General features: G+C 45.8%; 20 protein-coding genes. 14 read left to right on the top strand and 6 right to left on the bottom strand.

Translation table 11 applies throughout. From position 1 onward, the window contains the following. Positions 1-276 precede the first annotated feature (276 nt). Together OQY15_RS07095 and OQY15_RS07090 are read left to right on the top strand one after the other, a co-directional pair. On the top strand, positions 277-924 hold the full coding sequence (locus OQY15_RS07095; protein ID WP_265789461.1) for a DUF6266 family protein: 648 nt from the start codon (positions 277-279) through the stop codon (positions 922-924). After that, positions 924-1583, top strand: a complete 660-nt coding sequence (locus tag OQY15_RS07090; RefSeq protein ID WP_265789459.1) for a DUF6266 family protein — start codon at positions 924-926, stop codon at positions 1581-1583. The genes OQY15_RS07095 and OQY15_RS07090 overlap by 1 nt, the downstream gene beginning before the upstream one ends. Here OQY15_RS07090 and OQY15_RS07085 read toward each other — a convergent pair. After that, positions 1576-2478, bottom strand: coding sequence for a DUF3626 domain-containing protein (locus OQY15_RS07085; protein WP_265789457.1), 903 nt, complete (start codon positions 2476-2478; stop codon positions 1576-1578). The genes OQY15_RS07090 and OQY15_RS07085 overlap by 8 nt on opposite strands. A 13-nt stretch (positions 2479-2491) precedes the next feature. Continuing rightward, a complete protein-coding gene (locus tag OQY15_RS07080) occupies positions 2492-3433 on the bottom strand; it encodes a DUF3626 domain-containing protein (protein WP_265789455.1) in 942 nt (313 codons plus the stop codon). A 211-nt stretch (positions 3434-3644) separates the two neighbouring features. Here OQY15_RS07080 and OQY15_RS07075 point away from each other — a divergent pair, with 211 nt between their 5' ends. Genes OQY15_RS07075 through OQY15_RS07060 form a run of 4 tightly spaced genes read left to right on the top strand, consistent with a single transcriptional unit; the run spans position 3645 to position 9250 of the window. Next, positions 3645-5315, top strand: a complete 1671-nt coding sequence (locus OQY15_RS07075; protein WP_265789453.1) for a ribulokinase — start codon at positions 3645-3647, stop codon at positions 5313-5315. Then, positions 5308-6018 (top strand): L-ribulose-5-phosphate 4-epimerase, encoded by a 711-nt coding sequence (locus tag OQY15_RS07070; protein WP_265789446.1) that lies wholly within the window; start codon positions 5308-5310, stop codon positions 6016-6018. The genes OQY15_RS07075 and OQY15_RS07070 overlap by 8 nt, the downstream gene beginning before the upstream one ends. 9 nt (positions 6019-6027) lie before the next feature. Beyond that, on the top strand, positions 6028-7533 hold the full coding sequence (araA, locus tag OQY15_RS07065; RefSeq protein ID WP_265789444.1) for an L-arabinose isomerase: 1506 nt from the start codon (positions 6028-6030) through the stop codon (positions 7531-7533). Positions 7534-7564: 31 nt separating this feature from the next. Then, a complete protein-coding gene (locus OQY15_RS07060) occupies positions 7565-9250 on the top strand; it encodes a sodium/solute symporter (protein WP_265789442.1) in 1686 nt (561 codons plus the stop codon). 44 nt (positions 9251-9294) lie between these two features. Here OQY15_RS07060 and OQY15_RS07055 read toward each other — a convergent pair whose 3' ends face one another. The 3 genes from OQY15_RS07055 to OQY15_RS07045 form a co-directional block, all read right to left on the bottom strand. Continuing rightward, positions 9295-10764 carry a SusD/RagB family nutrient-binding outer membrane lipoprotein gene (locus OQY15_RS07055; protein WP_265789439.1) on the bottom strand — a complete coding sequence of 490 codons (1470 nt, stop codon included), beginning with the start codon at positions 10762-10764 and terminating at the stop codon, positions 9295-9297. Positions 10765-10785: 21 nt separating this feature from the next. Then, the gene (locus OQY15_RS07050) at positions 10786-14127 is read right to left on the bottom strand and encodes a SusC/RagA family TonB-linked outer membrane protein (protein WP_265789437.1); all 3342 of its coding nucleotides are present in this window, start codon (positions 14125-14127) and stop codon (positions 10786-10788) included. Positions 14128-14326: 199 nt separating this feature from the next. Continuing rightward, a complete protein-coding gene (locus OQY15_RS07045) occupies positions 14327-14587 on the bottom strand; it encodes an isoleucyl-tRNA synthetase (RefSeq protein ID WP_265789434.1) in 261 nt (86 codons plus the stop codon). A 148-nt stretch (positions 14588-14735) separates the two neighbouring features. Between OQY15_RS07045 and ileS the strand changes: the two genes are divergently transcribed. The 5 genes from ileS to OQY15_RS07020 all read left to right on the top strand — a co-directional run bounded on the left by ileS (position 14736) and on the right by OQY15_RS07020 (position 20418). Further along, entirely contained in the window at positions 14736-18131 is a 3396-nt protein-coding gene (gene ileS, locus OQY15_RS07040) for an isoleucine--tRNA ligase (protein WP_265789432.1), read from the top strand. An 8-nt stretch (positions 18132-18139) separates the two neighbouring features. Further along, the gene (locus OQY15_RS07035) at positions 18140-18523 is read left to right on the top strand and encodes a TraR/DksA C4-type zinc finger protein (protein WP_265789430.1); all 384 of its coding nucleotides are present in this window, start codon (positions 18140-18142) and stop codon (positions 18521-18523) included. Then, on the top strand, positions 18523-19125 hold the full coding sequence (locus OQY15_RS07030; RefSeq protein WP_265789429.1) for a lipoprotein signal peptidase: 603 nt from the start codon (positions 18523-18525) through the stop codon (positions 19123-19125). The genes OQY15_RS07035 and OQY15_RS07030 overlap by 1 nt, the downstream gene beginning before the upstream one ends. Positions 19126-19229: 104 nt before the next feature. After that, positions 19230-19937 carry an SIMPL domain-containing protein gene (locus tag OQY15_RS07025; protein WP_265789426.1) on the top strand — a complete coding sequence of 236 codons (708 nt, stop codon included), beginning with the start codon at positions 19230-19232 and terminating at the stop codon, positions 19935-19937. A 172-nt stretch (positions 19938-20109) separates the two neighbouring features. Further along, a complete protein-coding gene (locus OQY15_RS07020) occupies positions 20110-20418 on the top strand; it encodes a hypothetical protein (RefSeq protein ID WP_265789425.1) in 309 nt (102 codons plus the stop codon). 69 nt (positions 20419-20487) lie between these two features. On the opposite strand, the gene serS is transcribed toward OQY15_RS07020, so the two are convergent. After that, complete coding sequence (gene serS, locus OQY15_RS07015) at positions 20488-21759, bottom strand: serine--tRNA ligase (RefSeq protein WP_265789423.1); 1272 nt, start codon at positions 21757-21759, stop codon at positions 20488-20490. Between the two features lie 44 nt (positions 21760-21803). On the opposite strand from serS, the gene rsmI reads away from it, so the two are divergent. The 3 genes from rsmI to lnt are packed head-to-tail and all read left to right on the top strand — an operon-like array spanning position 21804 to position 24836. Then, on the top strand, positions 21804-22514 hold the full coding sequence (gene rsmI, locus OQY15_RS07010) for a 16S rRNA (cytidine(1402)-2'-O)-methyltransferase (protein WP_265790436.1): 711 nt from the start codon (positions 21804-21806) through the stop codon (positions 22512-22514). An 11-nt stretch (positions 22515-22525) separates the two neighbouring features. Further along, on the top strand, positions 22526-23188 hold the full coding sequence (locus OQY15_RS07005; RefSeq protein WP_265789421.1) for a PH domain-containing protein: 663 nt from the start codon (positions 22526-22528) through the stop codon (positions 23186-23188). 13 nt (positions 23189-23201) lie between these two features. Then, positions 23202-24836, top strand: a complete 1635-nt coding sequence (gene lnt, locus OQY15_RS07000; protein ID WP_265789419.1) for an apolipoprotein N-acyltransferase — start codon at positions 23202-23204, stop codon at positions 24834-24836.

The following is a 24836-nucleotide window of genomic DNA, read 5'->3' as shown; positions in this document are numbered from 1 at the left end:
AAATGCTTCTTCTGCAGGGGTTGGTCTGGGGTTGTTCTAGGCTTGTTCTGGGGTTCATTTGTGCTGGCCCAGAGAAACCCCTGAGTAACCCCAGACCAACCCCTGCGTGATCAGCTATACAGTATATCTTTCTTTACTTTTCAATACGTATTTATACTGAACAAAGACAGTATAAATACTTACAACATACTACAAAACAGGTATTTACCACCTTGTATATCCAAGCAGGATATTTTAAATTGGAGGATTATTTCACTTCAGCAAGTATTTAATCTTATGGGAATTTTAGATGGTGCCTTTGGCGATTTTACAGGTAGAATTGGAAACATGGTGTTCTACAAGCTCAATGGAAAGATTGTAGGCCGCACGATCGGCAAGGTAGACAGCCGCTCAGAAAGTCAGGAGGAGATATTAATGAGGACCTCCCTGATCTCTCCTTTTCTCACACCTCTCAAGGAGTTTATACGGATAGGATTTAAGCATACGCCTAAACCCCAGGACTGGGATTTTTACAGCGTAGCTACCTCTTTGAATAAACCCGGCGCAATTATGGGTAAATACCCGAAGCTAAAAATCAATTACAAAAAAGTTATCCTTTCAAAAGGGAATGTTAGTCCGGCAAAGGATGTCAAGGTAAGCCTGAATGATCATCAGCTTCAATTTAGCTGGAAGCCCGATCTGGAGGCTAAAAATGCAGATGCATCGGATCAGGTGATGCTGGTAGCCTACTTCCCTGAAATGTTAAAAGCAGTATTTGTAACCAGTGGAGCAAGACGCTCAGCAGGCACAGACATGCTGCAGTTGCCAACTTTTACGGAAAGAACAATCATTGAAACATATATTTCTTTCATTACTGACGAAAGGAACGATGTTTCAGACAGTGTTTACGCAGGTCGGCTGACCTGGAATAAAAGCCTGCAATAATGGCAATTTTACGAAAAGGTTTTCTGGGAGGGTTCAGCGGGCCGGTCGGCCCCGGCAGTGGCGCGCTGTGGAAAGGGCGTAATATCCTGAAAAGCCGGCCGGGAAAAAGAACCAAACCAGTGCAGCCACAGCCGCAGCATGCCATTATGGATGTGTTGTCCAGGTTCCTCAGCCCCTTTAAGCGTTTTATTAAAACAGGTTTCTACCACAAGAAAAATAAGGACAGCCCCTTCAACCGTGCGATGCACTACAATTGGGACAGAGCCCTCATTGGCTCTGCCCCAAATTATAAAATCGACTATAAAAAAATTATTTTAAGCAGGGGTTCCCGGGAGCCTGCCTGGGCTGGAACAGCGGTACTGGAAGCAGCGGATCAGATCAAGGTCAGCTGGGAAGTGCCGGTAACAGCTAAGATGAAGTTGATTGGGAGTGACAGGGCAATCATTATGGTTTATAATGAGAACGAACCGCAGCATATCTGCTATTCCGATAAGGCAATCAGATCGGACCTGTCTGCTACCGTAGAAATGCTCTACATATACCGGGGTCGCGAATCTCATGTATGGATATTCTTTGTTTCTCCTGATGGCAAGAGTGTGTCCAACAGCGATTATCTGGGTTCGGTACTGACAGGAACCATTGATGATTCCATCAATTAAATACCTCAACAGGAATGCCATATTTACAGGCGAGAAGAGCGATATTCTCTATTATATCTTTGCCTTCAGGAGAATCCAGCGCCAGTTCCCACTGCGATAACCGGATTTTCTTTACATCTCTGCTTAACAGGATTTCTGAGTGAATCTGGGCTTCGATGTACAGTAAATCACTCACATCACCTGGTCTCAGCTGTATATTTGTTACACTTGAACATAAGACGCTAAATGTAGGATCACTCAGTTCCATGATGATCTTGTCCAGGTAAAATATGTTCGCCAGACGCCCGGCGGGATCGGCCCCTTCAATATTAAATGAATCGTCACTGGTAAATGTGCATCTGTGTTTGACATAGTCCTTAAAAATGAAATGTGATTGTCCGTACGTTGAATTGCCGGCACCGCCCTCCCTGAGGTTGAAGATATTTAAAGCCCCATATTTAGGACGGATCCTTGGATCAAATGAGGAGTTATTACCACCCTGATAACTCCCTTTCTTCCTCATTCTGTCAATTACATCCTGCACATTAAGAAAATCACTTTCCGGATAGCTATACTGGAACAATCCATCTTCTACCCTATCGCGGCTATTCATGTAATTTGCCCCCATATGCTTACGTTCAAATACATTTTGCAGCTGATTCGCCGGCATAGAACTAAAAATAGTCTCGGGTAAAAAATTGTATGTTAAATCTGCACTCTGCATCAGTGTAACTATATCTGTATAAACAGACTCTGCCTCAGTCGCAGAACAACCAATTCTGTCGATGATTCTTTGTTTCACAGCATCCTCAGCATCCTCAGAATCGTTGATGATACGTTTGCCTGCTCGTGAACTTACTTCGGCAGTAGTCATTCTTGTTTGCGCCCCACCTTTTCTCTTAAATTTATCAAACATCGTCTGTTCTTTGCTAATCAAAATATTCTACTGCAATAAATGGGTTGTGTGCTAAAAAGGACCCCAGCGTTGCAGCGAGCTGCCGGTTATCCTGAGCCGTTCCCCGGCTAAGCTCATAATTATCAAAACATATTTTTGATACATCTCTCGTCAGCAGCACCTCGGCATGAATCTGTGCCTCAAGAAAATAATTCGTCAATATTAAGTCGGGGAGGTTTTGATGCTGCCCCTGGGATTTTCGGTAGAGGATATCAAATGCATTGTCATCCATACTGCGCAGCAGTGCTCCCATATTAAAAAAATTGCTTAACCACTTTGGTCCTGTCGCTAAAAATGAGTCTGCCCCGGTAAAAGTGCATCGCTGCTTCATATAGTTTTTAAGTACCAGGTAAGAATGACCGTAATCATCTGCTGCACCTGTACGATGTTCAAAAATATTTAGTGCTCCATATTTAGGGCGTATGACCGGTCTGAAAGCAGCATTATTGCCTCTATCATAGCTTCCATTTCTTCTGATCCTGTCAATAACCTCCTGAGCTTTAAAATCAGGCTCTATTGTTCCATATCTGAACAGGCGGCTTTCGAAATGATCTCTGTTACTTTTCAGCTCAACATCATCACTCCGTTCAAAAATATTTTCATAACGCGCTGAGATATTCTGATTAAAAACCTGATCGGCATTAAAGTTCACCGTAAGTTCTGCGTTCTGCACATACGCAACCATATCCCTGTAGGCTTGTCCTGCTTCAGCTGGTTTTTTGCCATATTCTACAACAATATGTTGCCTTACTGCCGCCTCATTTTCACGGTCATCGTCACTGATGCGCTTACTGGCCCAGGAATTCACGTCCCCTGCCGTCAGCGTTGCCATAACTGCCTCCGCTTCACCTGGCATAAGTTGAGCCTCCATTTCTCGCAGAGCCTTATTCTGATCTATTTTCTTAATCGGTGTCATTGCAATTAGATTATGAATTAACAATATTAAACATCTCGGCAATCGCGATAAATACCCGATACCGGGGAGTTAAGCTGTCATCACTCCTATATACCCCTGATAATCCCCTACTACTTAGCAACAATTATTTGACAAGGAATTTTCCTGAAAAATTTCGTTTAATAAATAATTAAACGTTAATTAGACATTTAATCATTTAACGAAGCCAAATATGTATGTTATAGGAGTAGATTATGGTTCAGACTCTGTCCGTTCCGTACTCGTAAATGCCGGGAATGGCGAAGAGATCTCATCATCAGTATTCAACTATCCCCGCTGGCAAAAAGGACTGTATTGTGATCCTGCCATCAATCAGTTCAGACAGCATCCGCTGGATTATACCGAAGGCCTTGAACATACGATCAAAGATTGCCTGGCCAAAGCCAGCGGACGGGTAGCTGCAGATGCAGTAAAAGCTATTGCTGTAGATACGACAGGCTCAACCCCTGTGGCGGTAAACGCCGCGGGCACACCCCTGGCCCTGACCCCGGATTTTGAGGAGAACCCTCATGCCATGTTTGTCCTCTGGAAAGACCATACCGCAGTAAAAGAGGCAGCCCAGATCAATGAACATGCCCTGAAATACAAGATCAATTATCTGGATTATGAAGGTGGCATCTATTCTTCGGAATGGTTCTGGGCAAAGCTCCTGCGTACCCTGAGGACAGATGAAAAAGTGCGTGAAGCCTGTTACTCATGGGTAGAACATTGCGACTGGATTCCTTTCCTGCTTACGGGTGGAAATGATGTCAAAGAAATGAAACGCAGCCGCTGTGCCGCGGGACATAAAGCATTATGGTCAGAAGAATTTGACGGCCTTCCTCCCAATGAGTTTTTCACAGATCTTGATCCCCTGCTGGATGGCTATACTTCACGATTATTCAAAGAAACCTATACCTCAGATCAACCTGCCGGAACGTTAAGTGAAGAGTGGGCAGCCCGTCTGGGCCTAAACACTTCGGTAGTGGTGGGCGTTGGTGCCTTTGATGCACATATGGGCGCCGTTGGCGGGCAGATTGAGCCTTATCACCTGAGTAAGGTGATGGGCACCTCTACCTGCGATATCCTGGTAGCACCCACTGCTGATATCGAAGGCAAGCTGATCAAAGGCATCTGCGGTCAGGTAAACGGTTCTGTTATCCCCGGAATGATGGGCCTGGAAGCCGGACAGTCGGCCTTTGGCGACACCTATGCCTGGTTCAAAAATATCCTGAGCTGGCCCCTCAAAAATCTGCTGCACCAATCGGTGCTGATTGAAAAAGCTACAGCCAATGCGCTGCTGGAAGAAATGCTGGACAGGATCATTCCGGAGCTGAGTAAACAGGCGGCGTTACTGCCAAAAAATGATGACGATGAACTGGGGATCGACTGGTTCAATGGCCGCAGAACGCCGGATGCCAATCAGGAACTTAAAGGTGCGCTGAGCAACCTCGACCTGGGCACGGATGCGCCACGCCTGTTCAGGGCACTGGCCGAAGCAACCTGCTTTGGTGCCAAAAATATCGTAGACCGATTTATTGCTGAGGGTATTCCTGTTAAAGGGATTATCGGCATCGGCGGCGTAGCCAAGAAATCACCGTACATCATGCAGATGATGGCCGACGTGCTGAACATGCCGATCCGCATCCACCAGTTTGAACATACCTGTGCGCTGGGAGCAGCGATGTTCGCCGCCGTAGTAGGAGGCATCTACCCAACAGTTGAAGAAGCGATGAAAGGGATGGGCAGCGGATTTGATTCGGAATACTTCCCGGAGGAGAAAAATGTGGCTTACTATGCCGGCCGCTATCCGCAATACCAGTCGCTGGGCACTTACATTGAACAACATACACATCATGAATAATCAACCGAACTTATACCAGGACATCAGGGAAAAAGCATATGCCGCAAATATGCAGCTGCCGAAACTGGGTCTTGTGCTTTTCACCTTTGGAAACGCTAGTGCTGCCGACAGAGAGAAGAAGGTTTTTGCAATCAAACCGAGTGGGGTTCCCTATGAGGAGCTGTCGCCGGAAAATATGGTCATCGTAGATTTTGACGGAAATACCGTTGAAGGAACGCTAAGGCCATCGTCTGATACCAAAACCCACGCAGTGTTGTACAAACACTGGGAAAATATTGGCGGTATTGTGCATACTCACTCTACCTATGGAACTGCCTGGGCGCAATCCCTGAAGCCTATCCCGGTGTATGGCACGACACATGCCGACCATACCACTGCAGCCATCCCCTGTGCCCCGCCAATGAGCGATGAGAAGATCAAGGGTAACTATGAGTATGAAACTGGTTTTCAGATCATTGAGCACCTCAATGAACAGGGATTGAATTACAGTGATGTGGAGATGATCCTGGTGGGCAACCATGCTCCCTTTACCTGGGGCAAGACGGCCGACAAAGCGGTATACAACAGTGCCGTGGTAGAAGAACTGGCGAAAATGGCATTCCTGACCGAACAGATCAGAGCCGACGTACGCCCAATGAAAGATGCATTAATTCAGAAACACTATGAGAGGAAACACGGTGTGGATTCCTATTACGGTCAATAAACAAATACTATGACAAGCAACCTAAAACAACTCGAAGCCTGGTTCATTACCGGAAGCCAGCATTTATACGGAGAAGAAACCCTGAGACAAGTAGCAGAGCACTCGCAGCAAATCGCAGGAGCACTGAATGATTCTCCACAAATCCCTGTAAGAATCGTCTTTAAGCCTACAGTAAAAACAGCGGATGAGATCTATGCTGTATGCCAGGAAGCCAACAATGCAGAAAACTGTATCGGCATCATTGCCTGGATGCATACCTTCTCTCCGGCAAAAATGTGGATCGGCGGATTAAAAATATTGCAGAAACCTTTACTGCACCTGCATACACAGTTTAACCGCGATATTCCATGGAGCACGATGGACATGGATTTCATGAACCTGAACCAGAGTGCACATGGCGACCGTGAGTTTGGCTTTATCATGTCGCGGATGCGCATCAACCGTAAGGTGGTTGCCGGACACTGGGAAGATCCGGAAGTCAGGGAAAGTGTAAATACCTGGCTACGTGCCGCTGCGGGATGGTTTGACATGCAGGGAGCAAAATATGCGCGTTTTGGCGATAATATGCGTAATGTGGCCGTAACTGAAGGTGATAAGGTGGAGGCCGAAATCAAATTCGGCTTCTCAGTGAATACCTATGGTATCGGCGACCTGGTAGCGGTGATCAACCAGACTACGGATGCTGATATCGACCGCCTGGTAAAAGAATACGCAGACAGCTATGTGATGGCGGAAAGCCTGATTAAGGGCGGCGCGCAGCATGGCTCCTTAAGGGAAGCAGCGAAGATTGAGATTGGATTACGTAATTTCCTGGAGCAGGGTAATTTCAAAGGGTTCTCGGATACTTTTGAGGATTTACATGGCATGAGTCAGCTGCCTGGTATCGCGGTGCAGCGACTGATGAGCGATGGATATGGTTTTGCGGGTGAGGGCGACTGGAAAACAGCTGTACTGGTGAGGACGATGAAGGTGATGGGCAGCGGCCTGGAAGGTGCGAATGCGTTTATGGAAGATTACACCTATCACTTTAACCCGAACAATTCCTTTGTTTTAGGATCACATATGCTGGAAGTTGATGCTGCCCTGGCCAAAGGTCCTGTAAAATGCGAGATACATCCACTCGGTATTGGTGGCAAAGCAGATCCGGTAAGGCTGATCTTTGATGCAGCAAATGGCCCTGCCCTGAATGCATCGATCATTGATATGGGCAACAGATTCCGAATGCTGGTGAATATGGTAGACGGTGTGGATGAACAACATGAGCTGCCTAAGCTGCCGGTTGCACGTGTATTGTGGAAACCGCAGCCGGATATGAAGACAGGTTGTGCAGCCTGGATTTATGCCGGCGGAGCCCATCATACCTGCTATAGTCAAAATTTAACTGCAGAACATCTTTTAGATTTTGCAGATATCGCAGGGATTGAGTATGTTGGCATCGATAATCAAACTACTATAAATCAATTGAAGAACGATTTAAAGTGGAATGAGGTATATTATCAGTTAAACAAACATTAAATACCATGAAAATTTCTAACCAAATTAAATTATGACCAACAGCTTAGCAACTACAGACTACGTAGTTTTTATCGTTTATTTCCTGGTTGTTTCCCTGTATGGATACTCAATCTATCATAAGCGGCAGAGAAATGAACATGATGCAAAAGCATTCTTCCTTGCGGAGGGTACCTTAACCTGGTGGGCCATCGGCGCCTCCCTGATTGCATCCAATATTTCCGCAGAACAGTTTATCGGTATGAGCGGAGAGGGTTTCTTCCTCGGTGTTGCTGTAGCCGCCTATGAGTGGATTGCGGCCATCGCACTGATCATTGTGGCCGTCTGGTTTATTCCGGTTTACCTGAAGAATAAGATTTACACGATGCCACAGTTTCTTAAAACGAGGTATAATGAGTCGGTAGCCCTGATTATGGCGATCTTCTGGTTGTTCCTCTATGTTTTTGTAAACCTGACCTCGATCCTGTACCTGGGTGCAGTAGCCATCAACGGGCTCACCGGCGGGGAGTATCTGCATGTGATTATGATCGGCCTTGCCGTATTCGCCTTGTTTATTTCACTGGGCGGAATGAAGGTAGTTGCCTATACTGACGTAATCCAGGTGGCGGTGCTGATCTTCGGCGGACTGGTAACGACCTATATCGCGCTTACTGTCGTTGGTGAGAAATATGGCGTGGGCAGCAATGCCATTGCCGGTTTCAAGGTACTGATGGATCAGGCTCCTGACCATTTCAAGATGATCATTCCAAGACCTACGGCTACATCTACACAAAATGAGATCAGCAAGTACCTGACTTTCCCTGGTCTGGCCTCTTACCTGGCGGGGATATGGATCATCAACCTGAACTACTGGGGTTGCAACCAATATATCACCCAACGGGCGCTGGGCGCAGACTTGCATACCGCAAGAACGGGTATCCTGTTTGCGGGTTTGCTGAAACTGATGATGCCACTGATCGTGATGCTGCCGGGTATCGCGGCTTATGTACTGTATAAAGGCGGACACCTTCCGCAGCTGATTGGTGGAAAAGACGGAGCCTATTCGGCAGTGCTGACATTCCTCCCTACAGGATTAAAAGGCCTTTCTGTTGCGGCCCTCACCGCAGCTATTGTAGCTTCTCTTGCAGGTAAGGTAAACAGTATCTCGACGATCTTTACACTGGATGTGTATTCAAAATATTTTCAGAAGGAAACGGATCAGAAAAGCCTGGTTTATGTAGGACGTGTTACGGTAGTGATCGGCCTGGTACTGGCTGTGCTATTTACCTGGAACGACTTGCTGGGTATTGGTGGTGTGGGTGGTTTCACCTATATCCAGAAATACACCGGTTTTATCAGTCCGGGAGTATTCGCTATGTTTTTCTTAGGGATGTTCTGGAAAAGGACTACCGGTGCAGCGGCGATTGCGGGTGTACTGGCGGGCTTCCTGTTCTCAGTGTTCTTTAATGAGCTGGCTCCGGGACTGCTTGGTCATGAGACGATCTTGTATACCGCCTATCCAAACGGCTCCGGCGGATGGGAAATCCCCTTCCATATCTGTATGGGATTGTCCTTCGCCTTTACGATGGTGATTATGATTGCCATGAGTTATGCCGGACCTAAAGTAAACCCTAAAGCTTTTGAGCTGGATAAAAGCATGTTTAATGTGAAGCCTTCAACATTGGCGCTGATCATTCTGACACTGCTGATCATTACAGCTTTATATGTCAAATTCTGGTAAGAACAAAAAAGCCGTCCCCCTATTAGGAGACGGCTTTTTCTTTGTTATTTATCCCACCAGACGCGGGTATTGATATTGTCTGCCCCTTGTCTTGCGATTGCTGTATTAAGCGCATCCGGGTTTTGCAGACGCTCATCCAGCGGATATTTTAACCTGCGCGGTATGAGACCGCCGTTCTGGTTATCCGGACCTGCTTTCAGCACTGGGAAACCTGTTCTTCTCCACTCAAACCAGTTCTCCAGTCCGGTATAAAACAGAGAGATCCATTTCTGTGTAATGATCTGGTTTAGCGCAGTGCTGTTATCAAACCTCACACCCGTACGTGTCAGGTAGTCGGCCGGCATCGTCGTGTTCAGGTAAGTAAAAGCACCCTGGATACCCTTTTCATAATAGCCCTGTGCAGTTTCCGTACTGATCAGGTTTTTGAGCCTCGCCTCGGCCAGCAGGAACTGCAACTCTGCGAAGCCCATGATATAACCTTTAGCTACAAGCAGACCTGCAGGAGTGATTGAATTTTCGTAGTAAAAGGCACCAATACGGCTGATGTTGTTTGATCCACCGTTAAAGTTGAGTGCTTCCGTATCACTCAGGCCGTTTGGCATGCCCACATACTGAGGGTTTCCGGCAGTTACGGATGAGGCTGTTGGCCTTGCAAAAATCGCCAGTCGCGGGTCACCGAATGCCTGCAGCGTATTGCCGAAGGTATTACTCAGGCGGTACTCATCAAAACCACCGATCCTGTTGGTATAGTTAGGAAACTGGTTCGGGGCTTCAGCATAGTAGGAATAATCGCCGTCATCGGCATTGCCGCTAAACAGAGGATAGGTTGCAGGCGTAGAAACGATCGTCTGCAGGGTAGCGGCTACCGACTGCTTTGCCGAGATACGCATCAGGTATCTTACCCTGAGGCTGTTCGCGAGCTTTCTCCATTTCAGTAAATCCCCCTGGTAAATCAGGTCTCCCTTCACCGTTGCATTGGCAGTGGAGAGGATCGTATTGGCTTTTTCCAGGTCTGCCAGAATACCAGCGTAGATCACTTCCTGTGAATCATATTTCGGTTTCAGGATATTTACATCTCCTGAAGTAGCTTCTGTGTAAGGGGCATCACCATAGGTATCTGTTACTACGGAGAACATCCATGATTTAAGGATCAGCGCTATCCCTTCATAGGCAGGCTGCGCCGTGGATGCAGACAGCTCGGATAGTTTTTTCACGTCCCTCATGTTGCTGTAATAAGAGTTCCAGACATTGTCTTTGTTATCCCAGAGATAGCGGTCGTCATCTACAAACTGATATTTCGCAGTTTGCTGCACCACCAGCGTTCCTATACCCCAGGCCTCGCCCATCTGGGTATTGATGGCTGAGCGGATGATGGATGGAAGTAAGAGGTCAGGCGTGATGACCGTAATGGCATTGGGGTCCTGGTTCTTCTCGGCAAAGTCTTTGGTACATCCTGCAGCGATCATCGTGCAGAACAGGCCGCTGAAGAGAAATTGTTTTATAGTGATTTTCATTTTTTAGCTGTTAAGGGTGTGTTAGAAGTTGAATTTCAGGTTCAGACCATAGGAACGGGTTGTAGGTATAGACGAAGATTCTACACCGGGAACATAGGTTCCGCCAGACATCGCAATCTGTTCCGGATCAATATGGGGAACATTAGAATGTACCAGCCAGAGGTTACGTCCCACCAGGGAAACTGAAAGGTTGCTGATGTTGTACTTGCTGAGGAATTTGGAAGGAATGCTATAGCCTAAGGTCAGCTCACGAAGTTTCACGAAAGAAGCATCATATACCGCAGGCTCTGCGATAGACCTTCCGTTGGTGAATGCCGAGTTCCATGCCCTTGCTGTCAGGACGACATCATTGGGGCGGAAACTGCCGTCAGCATTCTGGATTACTCCCGGACTGATCACTCCGTTGCCGGCAACACTGAGGTCATATCCATTGGCACGCCCCAGTAATGTTTCTTCCAGCTGCCCTGCCTCACGTCCCACTACCTGCGTCAGTGAGTACACCTTACCGCCTTTGCGGATATCAAACAGGAAGCTCATGTTTACCCCTTTGTAGGAGATGGTATTGCGCACTCCTGCCAGCCAGTCTGGATTGTAGTTACCCAAACGCTCTCTGGTGCCTGTACTGAGCGGGCGACCATTAGCGTTATTGATCACCTGACCAAAGTACGGGCTGCTGGCATCAGTTACTCTCTGGTAAACCTCGCCGTACATATCACCCATGCGGTTTCCTACCCTGGCTTCGATAGAGATAGCCTCTTTGCTGGCCATCTGGTACACGCTGATGTTATCCGTCAGCTCGATCACCTTACTTCGGTTCATAGAGAAGTTGACATCAAAATCCCATCTTACCGCTCTTTTCACAGGTGTTGTCGTTACCGACAGTTCCAGTCCTGAGTTGCGGATCTCTCCTGCGTTCAGGATCTGTGTGTCCCATCCGCTGGTAATAGATACAGGAACGTTGTTCAGGATCTGGTTTTTTGTAGTCACGTGATAGTAACTGAAGTCGAAACCTAACCTGTTATCCAGGAATTTCCACTCCAGACCACCTTCCAGTGAAGTACTGATCTCAGGTTTGATATTGTAGTTTCTCAATACACCCGGCGTACTGAACACAGGGTTGTTTCCGATCGGGTTCTGCTTGTTATAAGCTTGTGTAAATGCATAAGGGCTGGTATCATTACCACCTCTTGCAGCACTCAACCTGATTTTACCATAGCTGATCCACTTTGGCAGGGCAACCATTTCAGAAACCAGCGCACTTAATGACGCTGAAGGATAGAAATAAGAGTTATCGGTAATACCGAGTGTAGCATAATTTACCGGCAAGGTAAGAGCGCTCGACCAATCATTACGTGCAGTTACGTCCAGGTACAGGTAGTTGCGGAACGAAAGCTGCCCGAAACCGTATACACTGTTAACTCTTTTTCTTGGGTTAAAGATTTCTGTAACCAGTGGTATTGATGAGTTGTTCAGGTTATAAAGACCCGGTGTCAGCAACTCTGTTGTAAAAGTAGTGATCTGGTCGGTATTGTTGATCCTGGCATTGGCACCCGCATTGAGTGACAGGCGGAAATCCTGATTTAAATCCTTATTGGCACTGATCAGGAAGTCGAGATTTGTCTCTGTGTTTTCCACACGTTCTTCACGGTAGGCACCACGCGGGTAACGCTGAGTACTGAAAGAACGTTTGCGCTCCCTGATTTCGTTACCATAGTCCGTTCCGCCGCGGAGCAAAACGTTTAACCAGCTATTGATGTCATATTTTACGGCGATGTTTCCGATCAAACGGTGCGCATCCTGTGAGTTGGTATTTTCATAGAGGTTGAAGTAGGGGTTATCATGGTAGTTGTAGTTGAAATTGAACTGCTGACGGTTCTCCATTCCCCTTACCCAGTATTCTTTGAGTGAATTGAGATCTACCTGTTGGCCCATCCAGTTATTGAGCAGGTAGATGATATTTTCTGTACCATAACTGATGTTGGGTCTGTTGCCGCTTTCGCTAAGGATATAGTTGATACTCGCCTTTACACTCAGCTTTGGTGTGAGCTTGTAATCTGAGTTGAAGGCGAAAGTGTTCCTTTTGAGGTCTGTATTGGGAACGATACCTTTCTGATACAGGTTGGTATAAGACACCCGGAAGTTTCCTTTGTCGTTAGCACCCGTAACAGCGATATTATTATTGGTAGTCAGCCCTGTTTCGTAGAAATCGTTGAGATTGAACTTGTTGGTCCATGGTGTGGCAATGATATTACCACGGGCAGCGAGGTTGGCTGCAGAACCAAGGCTTCCGTCGTTGATCAGGTAAATATCCCCTCCACGATAGCCGTTGGTAGTGGGTGAGTCAAACTGCGGGATCAGCTGACCGTTAAAAGCAGGTCCCCAGCTTTCGTCGACACCGTCCCTGATCCCCGAACCCAGACCATCTACAAAAGAAAATTCCCCGTCGTTACCCTGCCCGTATTTCTTCTGGAATTTAGGCAGCACCAGCGGAGATTCAAGCGTTAAGCCTGTGTTTACACTCACTCCTACGCCTTTGGATTTCTTTCCGCTTTTAGTAGTAATGAGGATTACCCCGTTCGCAGCACGTGAACCATACAGCGCCGCAGCATTGGCACCTTTCAGCACGTTTACCGATTCCACATCATCAGGATTGATGAGTGAAGCACCATTTCCGTAATCTACCTCCTGGTAGTTGTTTCCTGAAGAGCCATAGTTTTCATTGCTGATGGGAATACCATCGATCACATACAGCGGCTGGTTGTTGTTGATGTTGAGTGATTTATCGCCCCTGATCGTGACACGTGCAGAGCCGCCGACACCCGAAGGACTGTTCATAACGGTTACACCGGCGATTTTACCTGCCAGTCCGTTGGAGAAGTTGGTTTCACGGGCCTTATCCAGGTCGTCCCCTTTAATCTCCTGTGCAGCATATCCCAGGGATTTTTTCTCTCTGGAGATACCGAGTGCGGTGACCACCACCTCTGTCAGTTCATTATTGTCCTCACCCAGCGTGATACGCAAGTCACTGCGGCCGTTCACCTCTACCTCCTGGCTTTGGTAGCCAATGAAGCTGAGGAGCAGGACAGCTTTTTCATTGGGTATACTCAGGCTGAACCGCCCGTTGCGATCGGTCGTAGTACCGCCGCCCCCACCTTTGATCCTCACGGAAACACCAGGCAGCACGAGGCCATTTTTATCGGTTACGGTTCCGGTAACGGTAATTGCTTTCAGCTGCTGGTTGCTGGTAACTGGACCGGGCACTGCCGCCATGGCTGGCACTATTCCCGAAGCGCCAAGAAAAAGTAGGGAAAACATCCCTTTCCGTAAAGAAAGGGGCAATTGTTGAAGGGTAAAATTTCTCATATATTGCTAATTATTTCGTTGGATTGCCAAATCAGGCTTTATCCTGCAATAATAGAGATCAGGTGTTACCCTAAATATAGTTTTAGGTTAAATTTAATGATTGCTAAACCGTAATAGCACAAATGAAAAAGAGCACCTTACCAAGTGCTCTCATTAAAAAGTTTACAATTACTTAATTAAAAATGTAGTTCTGATGGTCTTAAAATTTACCCTGACTGTCTGGTGTTTCTGCCAGTGGTGCTTCAGGGTCAAGCTCCACACAGCCTTCCTTGTCTTTTCTTGCAAACAAAATCGGATACAAAAACAAGAGTGCTCCCAGCATCAGGAACAGTCCCGAAGCTTCCAGCACATATCTGCTCCAGCTGACATCATTGGCATCCATGATTAAATAGGCAACCAATGCCAGCACACCAAGGATAATGGCGATTAGTGCTTTCTGTAGTTTCATTGCTTTTATCATGACCTTAATTTTTTTGATGAGTAAAGATAGTCAACAAAAACCAAACCAATTTAAGAATTTGAAGATCAATGTATTTCCTGCAACTTCTACCTTTTTTCATTCTAAATCCGTAACTTTGCATCCTTATTTTTTTTAAGATACTGGATTGATGTATAGGGAATTTAAACAATTAGAACTACCTAAAATAGGTAAAGAGATACTGGAGTTTTGGAAAGCAGAGAACATATTCGAAAAAAGCATCTCCACGCGGCCAAAATCTAACCCTTTTACTTTTTACGAAGGCCCGCCTTCTGCTAATGGAATGCCTGGTATTCACCACGTTATGGCCCGCGCCATCAAAGATATCTTTTGCCGCTATAAAACACTCAAAGGTTTCCAGGTGAAACGTAAAGGGGGCTGGGATACTCACGGGCTTCCGATCGAACTTGCTGTTGAGAAAAAACTGGGTATCACCAAAGTGGATATCGGGGTTAAAATCTCTGTAGAAGATTATAACGCAGCCTGCCGTGAGGAAGTGATGCGCTATACCGATATCTGGAACGACCTGACAGAAAAAATGGGTTACTGGGTAGATCTTGAAAAACCTTATATCACCTACGAAAACGATTATATTGAATCGCTTTGGTGGATCTTAAAAACATTTTACGACAAGGGTCTTTTATACAAGGGATATACTGTACAGCCTTATTCTCCGGCTGCAGGAACAGGTTTGAGCTCACATGAGCTGAACCAGCCGGGTACCTACAAGATGCTGAAGGATACTTCTATCACCGCACAGTTTTTCCTGAAAAAAGATCAGCAGCATCCTCTGATGCCTGTACTTTTTGAAGATGAAACTGATGATACTGCCATCATCGCGTGGACAACCACCCCATGGACATTGCCTTCTAACGGAGCTCTGGCCGTAGGTGAGAAGATCAGCTATGTGAAGGTGAAAACCTTTAACCCCTATACTTTCCTGCCGGTGAGTGTCATCCTCGCGAAAGACCTGCTGGCCAAGCATTTCAAAAAAGATGCAGAAAACCTTTCTTTTGAAGATTACAAGGAGACGGATAAACTGATCCCATGGAAGATCGCCGCAGAGTTTACAGGTAAAGAGCTGGTGGGTCTGCGTTATCATCAGCTGATGAACTATGTGACCAATGCCGAACTCGAAGAAAAAGCTTTCCGCGTGATTCCGGCCGACTATGTAACTACTGAAGACGGAACGGGTATCGTGCATATTGCTGCAGTTTTTGGTGCGGACGATTTCCGGGTATCCAAAGAAAGCGGCATTCCTTCCGTGATGGTAAAGGATGATCAGGGCAATGAACTTCCGCTAGTGAACAAACAGGGGAAATTTGTTGACGAAGTGACTGATTTTGCGGGATATTATGTAAAAGAGGAATACTATACTGATGAAGAACGTAAAGCAGCAGATTTTAAATCTACTGATGTACTGATTGCCATCAAGTTGAAAGAAGACAATAAAGCATTTGACGTAAAAAAATATGAACACAGTTATCCGCACTGCTGGAGAACTGATAAACCTGTATTGTACTACCCACTGGATAGCTGGTTCATCAAAACTACTTCTGTAAAGGAGAAAATGGTAGAGCTGAACAAGACGATCAACTGGAAACCTGAAGCTACAGGCACAGGGCGTTTTGGCAACTGGCTGGAAAACCTGGTAGACTGGAACTTGTCGCGTTCACGCTACTGGGGTACTCCCCTGCCGATCTGGAGAACAGCTGACGGTACGGAAGAAAAGTGTATCGGCTCTATCGCAGAACTGAACGCAGAGATCAAAAAATCTGTAGATGCAGGTTTCATGGAAGCTTCTTTTGAGCTGAAGGATATGCACCGCCCATATGTAGATGATGTCATCCTGACCTCTTCCAAAGGGGAGAAAATGGTTCGCGAAGCGGATATGATTGATGTGTGGTTTGACAGCGGGGCAATGCCTTACGCGCAATGGCACTTCCCTTTTGAGAACAAGGAAGAGTTTGAAAACGCTTATCCTGCAGACTTTATCGCTGAAGGTGTAGACCAGACACGCGGATGGTTTTTTACGCTGCACGCCATAGCGGTGATGCTGAGCGAGACCAGTGACGAGATCAAAGCGATCAATGAGCGTGTAGGCAATAAAGGTATCGCTTACAAAAACGTGGTATCCAATGGTCTGGTGCTGGATAAAAACGGTAACAAGATGTCCAAACGTCTTGGAAATGGTGTAGATCCTTTCCATACAATTGATACGTACAGTGCTGATGCGACAAGGTGGTATATGATCAGCAATGCTTCACCATGGGACAACCTGAAGTTCAATATGGACGGACTGGACGAGGTGCGACGTAAATTCTTTGGTACTTTATATAATACTTATGCTTTCTTCGCTTTATATGCGAATATTGATCAGTTTGAAATTGATGAGCAAAATGAGACTCCGGTAAAAGACCGTACGGAACTTGACCGCTGGATCCTGTCACTGTTGCAAAACCTGATCAATGAGGTGGATGAAAGCTACAATACCTATGAGCCTACAAAGGCAGCCAGGTCTATACAAACTTTTGTGGATGAGCACCTGAGCAACTGGTACATCCGTTTGTCGCGCCGCCGCTTCTGGAAAGGTGAAATGACGGCTGATAAAAAAGCAGCATACGAAACTTTATATACCTGCCTGGTAACGGTATCACAACTGATGTCGCCTATCGCACCGTTTTTTGCCGACTGGCTGTACCAGAACCTGACGGTAAACAAAGCTGCAGATGCTGAGCAGTCGATTCACCTGACGCTGTGGAAAGAAGGTGATACTTCACTGATTGACACAGAATTGAACGAGCGTATGCACCTGGCGCAGGATATTTCTTCGATGGTTTTATCACTGAGAAAGAAATCAGGAATCAATGTTCGTCAGCCACTGGCGAAGATCTTAATTCCAATCCTGGATCCTGCTTTTAAAGGAAGGGTAGAATTGGTTAAAGAAATTATTTTATCGGAAACCAACATCAAAAATATTGAGTATATTACAGACACTGCCGGATTCATCACCAAGAAGATAAAACCGAACTTTAAAGCCCTTGGCCCGAAAGTTGGTAAGGACATGAAATCTGTTGCAGAACTGATCAGTAATATGACTCAGGAAGACTTGAGTAAGTTTGAAGCCGAAGGCCTTTACAGGGTTCCGGGCACCAGTTACGAGATTCTTTTAGCAGATGTTGACATTATTGCTGAAGATATTCCGGGATGGCAGGTGACCAACCTTGGCAGCCTTACCGTTGCCCTGGATGTAACCATCACGGGAGAATTAAAAGAAGAAGGACTTTCAAGGGAACTGATCAACAGGATCCAGAACCTGAGAAAAGAATTAAATTTTGAAGTAACGGACCGTATAGCAGTTACTTTACAAAACGATAACCTGATCAGGGCAGCAGTAGAGAATAATAAAGCCTACATTTGCGCAGAAATTCTCGCAGATGAGCTTACCCTCACTGATGGTTTCGACAGAGGAAACAAAATCGTAATTGATGACATTGAACTACAAATTTTGATTGCAAAACAATAAATAGATTTATGGAAAACCCGAACAAAACGCGTTACTCGGATAGCGAACTTCAAGAATTTAAAGTGCTTATACAAGACAAACTTCGTATGGCCAGAGAGGAATTTCTTGATTTAACGAATTCATTAAGCAGTCCAAATTCTAACGGTACTGAAGATACTTCAGGAACGTACAAAACTCTGGAAGACGGATCAGCAACAATGGAGAAAGAGCAGCTAAACCAGCTTGCAGCGCGTCAGAAAAAATTCATTGATAACTTAGAGGCTGCCCTGGTGCGCATCGAGAATAAAACATATGGTATCTGCCGTGAAACGGGTAAACTGATCCAGAAAGAACGTCTGCGTGCAGTACCTCACGCCACATTAAGTATGGAAGCTAAACTGAAGCAGGCATAATGAAAGGTTATACTAAACCATTGCTGGTGATATTCCTTGTGTTGCTTGCCGATCAGGCACTGAAGACATGGATCAAAACCAATATGTACATTGGCCAGGAGTTTAAGGTCATTGGCAACTGGTTCATTATACATTTCACTGAAAATAACGGAATGGCCTTTGGAATGGAGTTTGGCGGCGAATTCGGGAAACTGGCATTATCGCTGTTCAGAATCGGCGCTGTAGCAGGTATCGGCTACGGGCTGGTACACCTGATCAAACATAAATACCACAGAGGGCTGATTTTAAACGTGGCGCTGATCTTTTCTGGCGCACTGGGTAATATCATTGACTCGGTGATCTACGGAAAAATCTACGGCTATGCCGCGCTCTTCCACGGAAGGGTGGTGGACATGTTTTACTTCCCGATACTGGAAGGTATCTTCCCCCGCTGGGTCCCTATCTGGGGTGGTCAGGATTATATCTTCTTCAGACCGGTGTTTAACATTGCAGATGCCGCCATCTCAGTAGGTGTGATTGCCATCCTGATCTTCCAGAAAAGTTATTTTAAGGAAGAGGTGAAAGAAGAGATTGGCCCCAATAATGAAATGGTTGAAGATTAACGACATACATGATTAAAAAAACGCCCGCACAAAAAATGCGGGCGTTTTTTATGGAATTGGCATATTTATTACATCTATCCTGTATACACACAAACAGAAGTATTATGAAACACTTATTCACCTTTGCCCTTGTAGCCTTATTTAGTGTAAGTGCCATGGCCCAGCAGGCAGACCTGCGTAAAAAGATCAACGTTAGCGGAACAGCAGAAACAGAAGTGACGCCTGATATTATCTATATCAGCATTTCATTAAAGGAATACCTGAAAGATGGCAACAGCAAGAAAAAGGTAGAGATCAATGAACTGGAAACACAACTGTATAATGCGATACAGGCTGCCGGTATCTCTAAGGAAAACCTGATGATCAGTAACCTGTCGGGATACAATACTGCCGCGCAGAAAAAGAAAAACCCGGACTTCCTGGTGAGTAAACAATACCGCCTGAAAGTAACGGACCTGAACAAATGGAATGCAATCATTGGTGATGTGGATGCCAAAGGGGTAGCTTACACCAATGTGGACAGCTATGAGTACTCCAAAATTGAAGCACTGAAAAAGGAGCTTAAAATTAAAGCACTGCAGTCTGCCAAAGCCAAAGCAACTTACCTTGTTGAAGCGCTGGGCAATCAGCTGGGCAGTGTGCTGGATATCCAGGAGATCAACAATGAGACTTATCCTCAGCCAATGTATGCTGCCAGCAGGATCATGTTAAGGGGCAACAACGCACTTGCTGAAGATGCACCTGCTCCGGAGATTGATTTCAAGAAGATCAAGCTCAGCTATGTGATGAATACAGTGTTCGAAATCAAGTAATGACCACTAGAGTAGACAGCACAAAAAGATAAATTTTATCAGCAGAGATAAAAAAAAGGCTTTTTCAGCACAATTAACCAATTTTAGCATAAAAGAGACCTACCAAAACTTTTGGTAGGTTTTTTGTTTTAGTAGAGGTATCACGTACAATTAAAACTCAACTTAAATCGTTATGAAAAAATTAATTTACTCTTTCGCCCTGATCTTCATGTTAGGTATTAGCATGAACACTGTTTCTGCAGCAACAACTAAAGACAAAGTGGAAATGACAATGGAGCAAAAAGCTCAGTTGGAAAAAATCACAAACCGTGTTGAGGAAATCAAAGCAATGGACAAATCTAATATGTCTAAAGCTGAGAGAAAAGAATTGCGTAAAGAACTTAGAGAGATGAAAAAAGAAGCCCGTGCAATGGGTGGAGGTGTTTATCTTTCAGTAGGTGCAATTATCATCATTATCCTATTATTGATCCTGATTTTATAATCTGAGGATTTATCTTATAAAAAAAGCTCCATCTGCATTAGATGGAGCTTTTTTTATGTCTGGTGCTGATTAGTCGATACGGTCAAAACCAGTATAAGGTCTCAGTACCTCAGGGATGATTACCCCCTCTTCAGTCTGGTAGTTCTCCAGGATGGCAGCTACAATACGTGGTAATGCCAAAGCACTTCCGTTTAAAGTATGTGCCAGCTGCGTTTTACCTGTAGCACCTTTGAACCTTAGTTTTAAACGGTTGGCCTGGTAAGCCTCGAAGTTGGATACTGAAGATACTTCCAGCCAGCGTTGCTGCGCTGCACTCCAAACCTCCATATCATACGTCATGGCCGAGGTAAAACCCATATCACCGCCACATAGACGCAGTACGCGGTAATGTAAACCCAGATCCTGTAGTAATGACTGCACATAAGTGCTCATCTCTTCGAGAATGGCGTAAGACTGATCTGGATGTACCACCTGTACCAATTCTACTTTATCAAACTGGTGCAACCTGTTCAATCCGCGCACATGCGCACCATATGAACCTGCCTCACGACGGAAACATGGTGTATAGGCCGTATTTTTTATTGGCAGCTCATCTTCTTTGAGGATCACATCCCGGTAAAGGTTGGTTACAGGAACCTCAGCAGTAGGGATCAGGTACAGGTTGTCCACTGTAGAGTGGTACATCTGTCCTTCTTTATCAGGCAGCTGCCCTGTTCCAAAACCTGAAGCTTCGTTTACCATCAGTGGCACCTGCATCTCCCTGTATCCGGCTGCTGTAGCACGGTCGAGGAAGAAGTTGATCAGCGCCCGCTGTAAACGGGCTCCCTTACCTTTGTATACAGGAAATCCTGCGCCGGTAATTTTGGTGCCGAGTTCAAAATCTATAATGTCGTATTTAGCCGTCAGCTCCCAGTGTGGTAAAGCATTGCCATGTAATTCTGCCGGTGCACCGTGCAGGTAGGTTACTTCATTATCTTCCGGCGTAGCACCTGAAGGCACCTGCTCGCCCGGCAGGTTTGGCAACTGCACAAGCGCCTGGTAAAGCTGCTGCTCTACCACTGCCAGTTGCTCTGACAGGACTTTACTTTGCTCCTTACTGTTTGCCGTCTGTGTTTTAAGCACTTCAGCTTCTTCTTTTTTACCTGTGCGCATCAGCTCACCAACCTGTTTGGCGTTTGCATTGGCGATCGCAGAAAGGTTATCCAGCGAAGTTTGAGTTTGTCTGCGTTCTTCATCAAACCTGATGATTTCATCAACCAGCTCTGGTTGTTTAAAATTGCGGACACTTAAGCGTTCTAAAACTTTCTCTCTATTTTCACGGATATAGTTAACTTGCAGCATTATTTAAATTTTTTAACAAATATAACAAGAGTTTGGAGAATAATATGGGCGGTAAACTATTTCTGGTGCCTACACCTATAGGAAACCTCGAAGATATGACCTTCAGGGCTGTCCGCATATTGAAGGAAGCCGACGTGATCCTGGCTGAAGATACCCGCACAAGTGCACCTTTGCTGAAGCACTTCGGCATTGACAAAAAAGCTTATTCGCATCATCAGCACAATGAACATAAAGCGACCTCAGAAATTATTAAGTTTCTGAAGGAAGGCAAGAGCGTAGCGCTGATCTCAGACGCAGGTACCCCGGCGATATCCGACCCGGGTTTCTTTCTGGTGCGCGAGGTGCTGAAGAATGAGCTGCCTGTGGAGTGTTTACCGGGAGCAACAGCCTTTGTGCCGGCACTGGTAAATTCAGGGCTGCCTACGGATGCTTTTGTGTTTGAAGGTTTTCTGCCGGTAAAAAAGGGGCGTCAGACAAGGATGAAGAAACTCGCCGAAGAAGAGAGAACCATCATCCTCTATGAAAGTCCGCACCGCCTGCTGAAAACCCTTGAAGAGTTTGCGCAGTTTTTTGGTGAAGAAAGACAGGCCTCGGTAAGCCGCGAGCTGACGAAGATGTACGAGGAGACTGTCAGGGGCACATTGACCGAAATAAAATCACATTTTGAAAACAATATATTAAAAGGCGAATTTGTAATTTGTGTTGCCGGTAAAGAGGAAACTAAAAAGGAAAAACGTTCTTACGAGAAAGATTAATTGAACATACGATGATTTTAATAGATAGATTTTTAAGTGACGAGCAGGACCCTAAAGCTGTAGAAAAAGTTTTGGGCAAACTGAATGATATGCTGACAACTAACGAGGAGCTGATTTACCTGGCGGTGCAAAAGAAACCTGCAGTGAACCTGCTTCCGGACTGTATCGCTGTCAGTAATAAACGGATCTTCTATTGTGAGCCGGCTAACTTCGGTATTACGATGAATTTTAAGGATATCTCCTGGAAAAGTATCAAAGAGGTATCTTTCAAGGAAGAGCTGTTTGGATCCAAGTTTATCTGTGTGCCTCAGCATGGTGAGAATATTATCACTGAATATATTCCTAAAGCGCAGGCCCGCAAATTGTACCAGGCGGCCTATGAGCAGCTGGAAGGATTTAAAGAGCAGCAGCAACAGGCGGAGCAGGCAGAACGCAGGGCACAGCAGTCTGGTACAACTGAACGCCATCCCTCTGCGATAGATATTCCTTTTGTAGACATTACCGCAGCAGAGACGCCGGTAGCGGAAACTCCCGTTATTCCTGCGGCACCAGTTGAAGAGCCTGAAGATGAAACGACGCTGAAACTGCGTAAACTGAAGACTTTATATGATAAACAGCTGATCACCCAGGAAGAATATGAAGCCAAAAAGGCAGATATATTAGATAGTTTCTAGTTCTTACACATCAATGAAATCAAGATACCCTCTGCTGCTTGCCCTGTTAAGCGCATTTCTCTTATGGCTGGCCTGGCCGCCGCATACTTTTGCCGCTCCGTTATTACTGGTGGGTTTGGTTCCATTGCTGATTGCGCTGGACCAGATTGTTGAAACCAGCGAAAAGAAAACAGGTAAGAAGGTTTTCCTTACTGCCGGATTAACCTTCCTGGTCTGGAATACAGCAGGCACCTACTGGGTGTATAACGCCATCAGCGCCTATAACAGTCCTGTAGTGGCGTTCCTTATTTCATTGATTCCATATGGACTTGGGGCTCTATTAATGACCTTTTCTTTCTGGCTCTGGTACAGGTTTAAGAAAGTGGTGACGAAAAAGAGTGTAGCCTATCTCGCACTGGTTTCCTTCTATATCATGATGGAATACCTGCATGCCTGCTGGGATCTTGCCTTCCCATGGATGAGCTTAGGGAACGGTTTTGCCGCGATGCACCAGCTGGCACAGTGGTATGAGTCGACCGGCGTTTATGGTGGCTCTGTATGGATTTTACTGAGTAATATTCTGGCCTTTGAGGCTTATAAAGGGTTTAAAACCCAAACAGGTTATCTGAGGTTCAGACCTGCGATCGCATGGCTGGTAATCCTCATTGTACCCATAGCGATATCCCTGACCCGCTATTACAGCTACAATGAAAAGACGGTGCCCGTAAACGTGGTTACTGTCCAGCCTAATATTGATCCCTATGAGAAGTCAGGGGGTATTTCTTCGGGCGACCAGCTGAAGACGATGACCAAATTGTCTGATTCTGTGGCGCAGGTGAATACGGAATATTTCATCTGGCCGGAAACGGCGATCCCGAACTTTGCTGATGAGGACAGGATCCGCAGCAACAGGGAGTATGAAGAAGCACAGCATTTTTTAAGCAAATATAAAAACGGCACACTGCTGACGGGTATTGAAAGCATAAAGATTTACAACGACAGAAAGACGCTTTCCGCAAAATTTGATCCCAACAGCAGGCTGTATTTTGATAACTTTAATACGGCCATGCAGGTAGAGAATTCCAGCAATGTACAGTTCTATCATAAGTCGAAGCTGGTACCCGGCGTAGAAAAAATGCCTTTCCCGGAGACTTTATCCTTCCTGGCGCCTGTATTTTCTGGACTGGGAGGAACGGTTTCAGGCTGGGGATGGCAGGATGCTCCTGGTGTATTTTACTCACAGGCTGGTGTGGGCGTTGCCCCGGTAATCTGTTATGAATCCCTCTGGGGAGGATGGATTGCGGAGTCTGTGAAGAATGGTGCACAGTTTATCGCCATCATCACCAACGATGGCTGGTGGGGTAATACCTATGGTAAAGACCAGCATTTTGAATATGCAAAGTTAAGGGCCATTGAGACCCGCCGCTGGGTGGTGCGCTCTGCCAATACCGGGATCTCCGGTTTTATCAACCAGCGTGGTGATGTAGTGAAAGCTTCGAAATGGTGGACACGTGATGCATTGAAGATGGATATCAACCTGAATGATCAGCTGACACCTTATACCAAAAGCGGCGATATTATCGCCCAGATCTTAAGTGTGATTGGCGTCATCATGGCACTGTTTATACCTTACGGGATTTTCTTTAGAAACAAATCCCGTAAGGCTTAA

The organism is Pedobacter sp. MC2016-15, assembly GCF_026239695.1.
Lineage (GTDB): Bacteria > Bacteroidota > Bacteroidia > Sphingobacteriales > Sphingobacteriaceae > Pedobacter.
The sequence above is the reverse complement of the archived record's forward strand: the minus strand, read 5'-3'. Positions and strand labels throughout refer to the sequence as shown.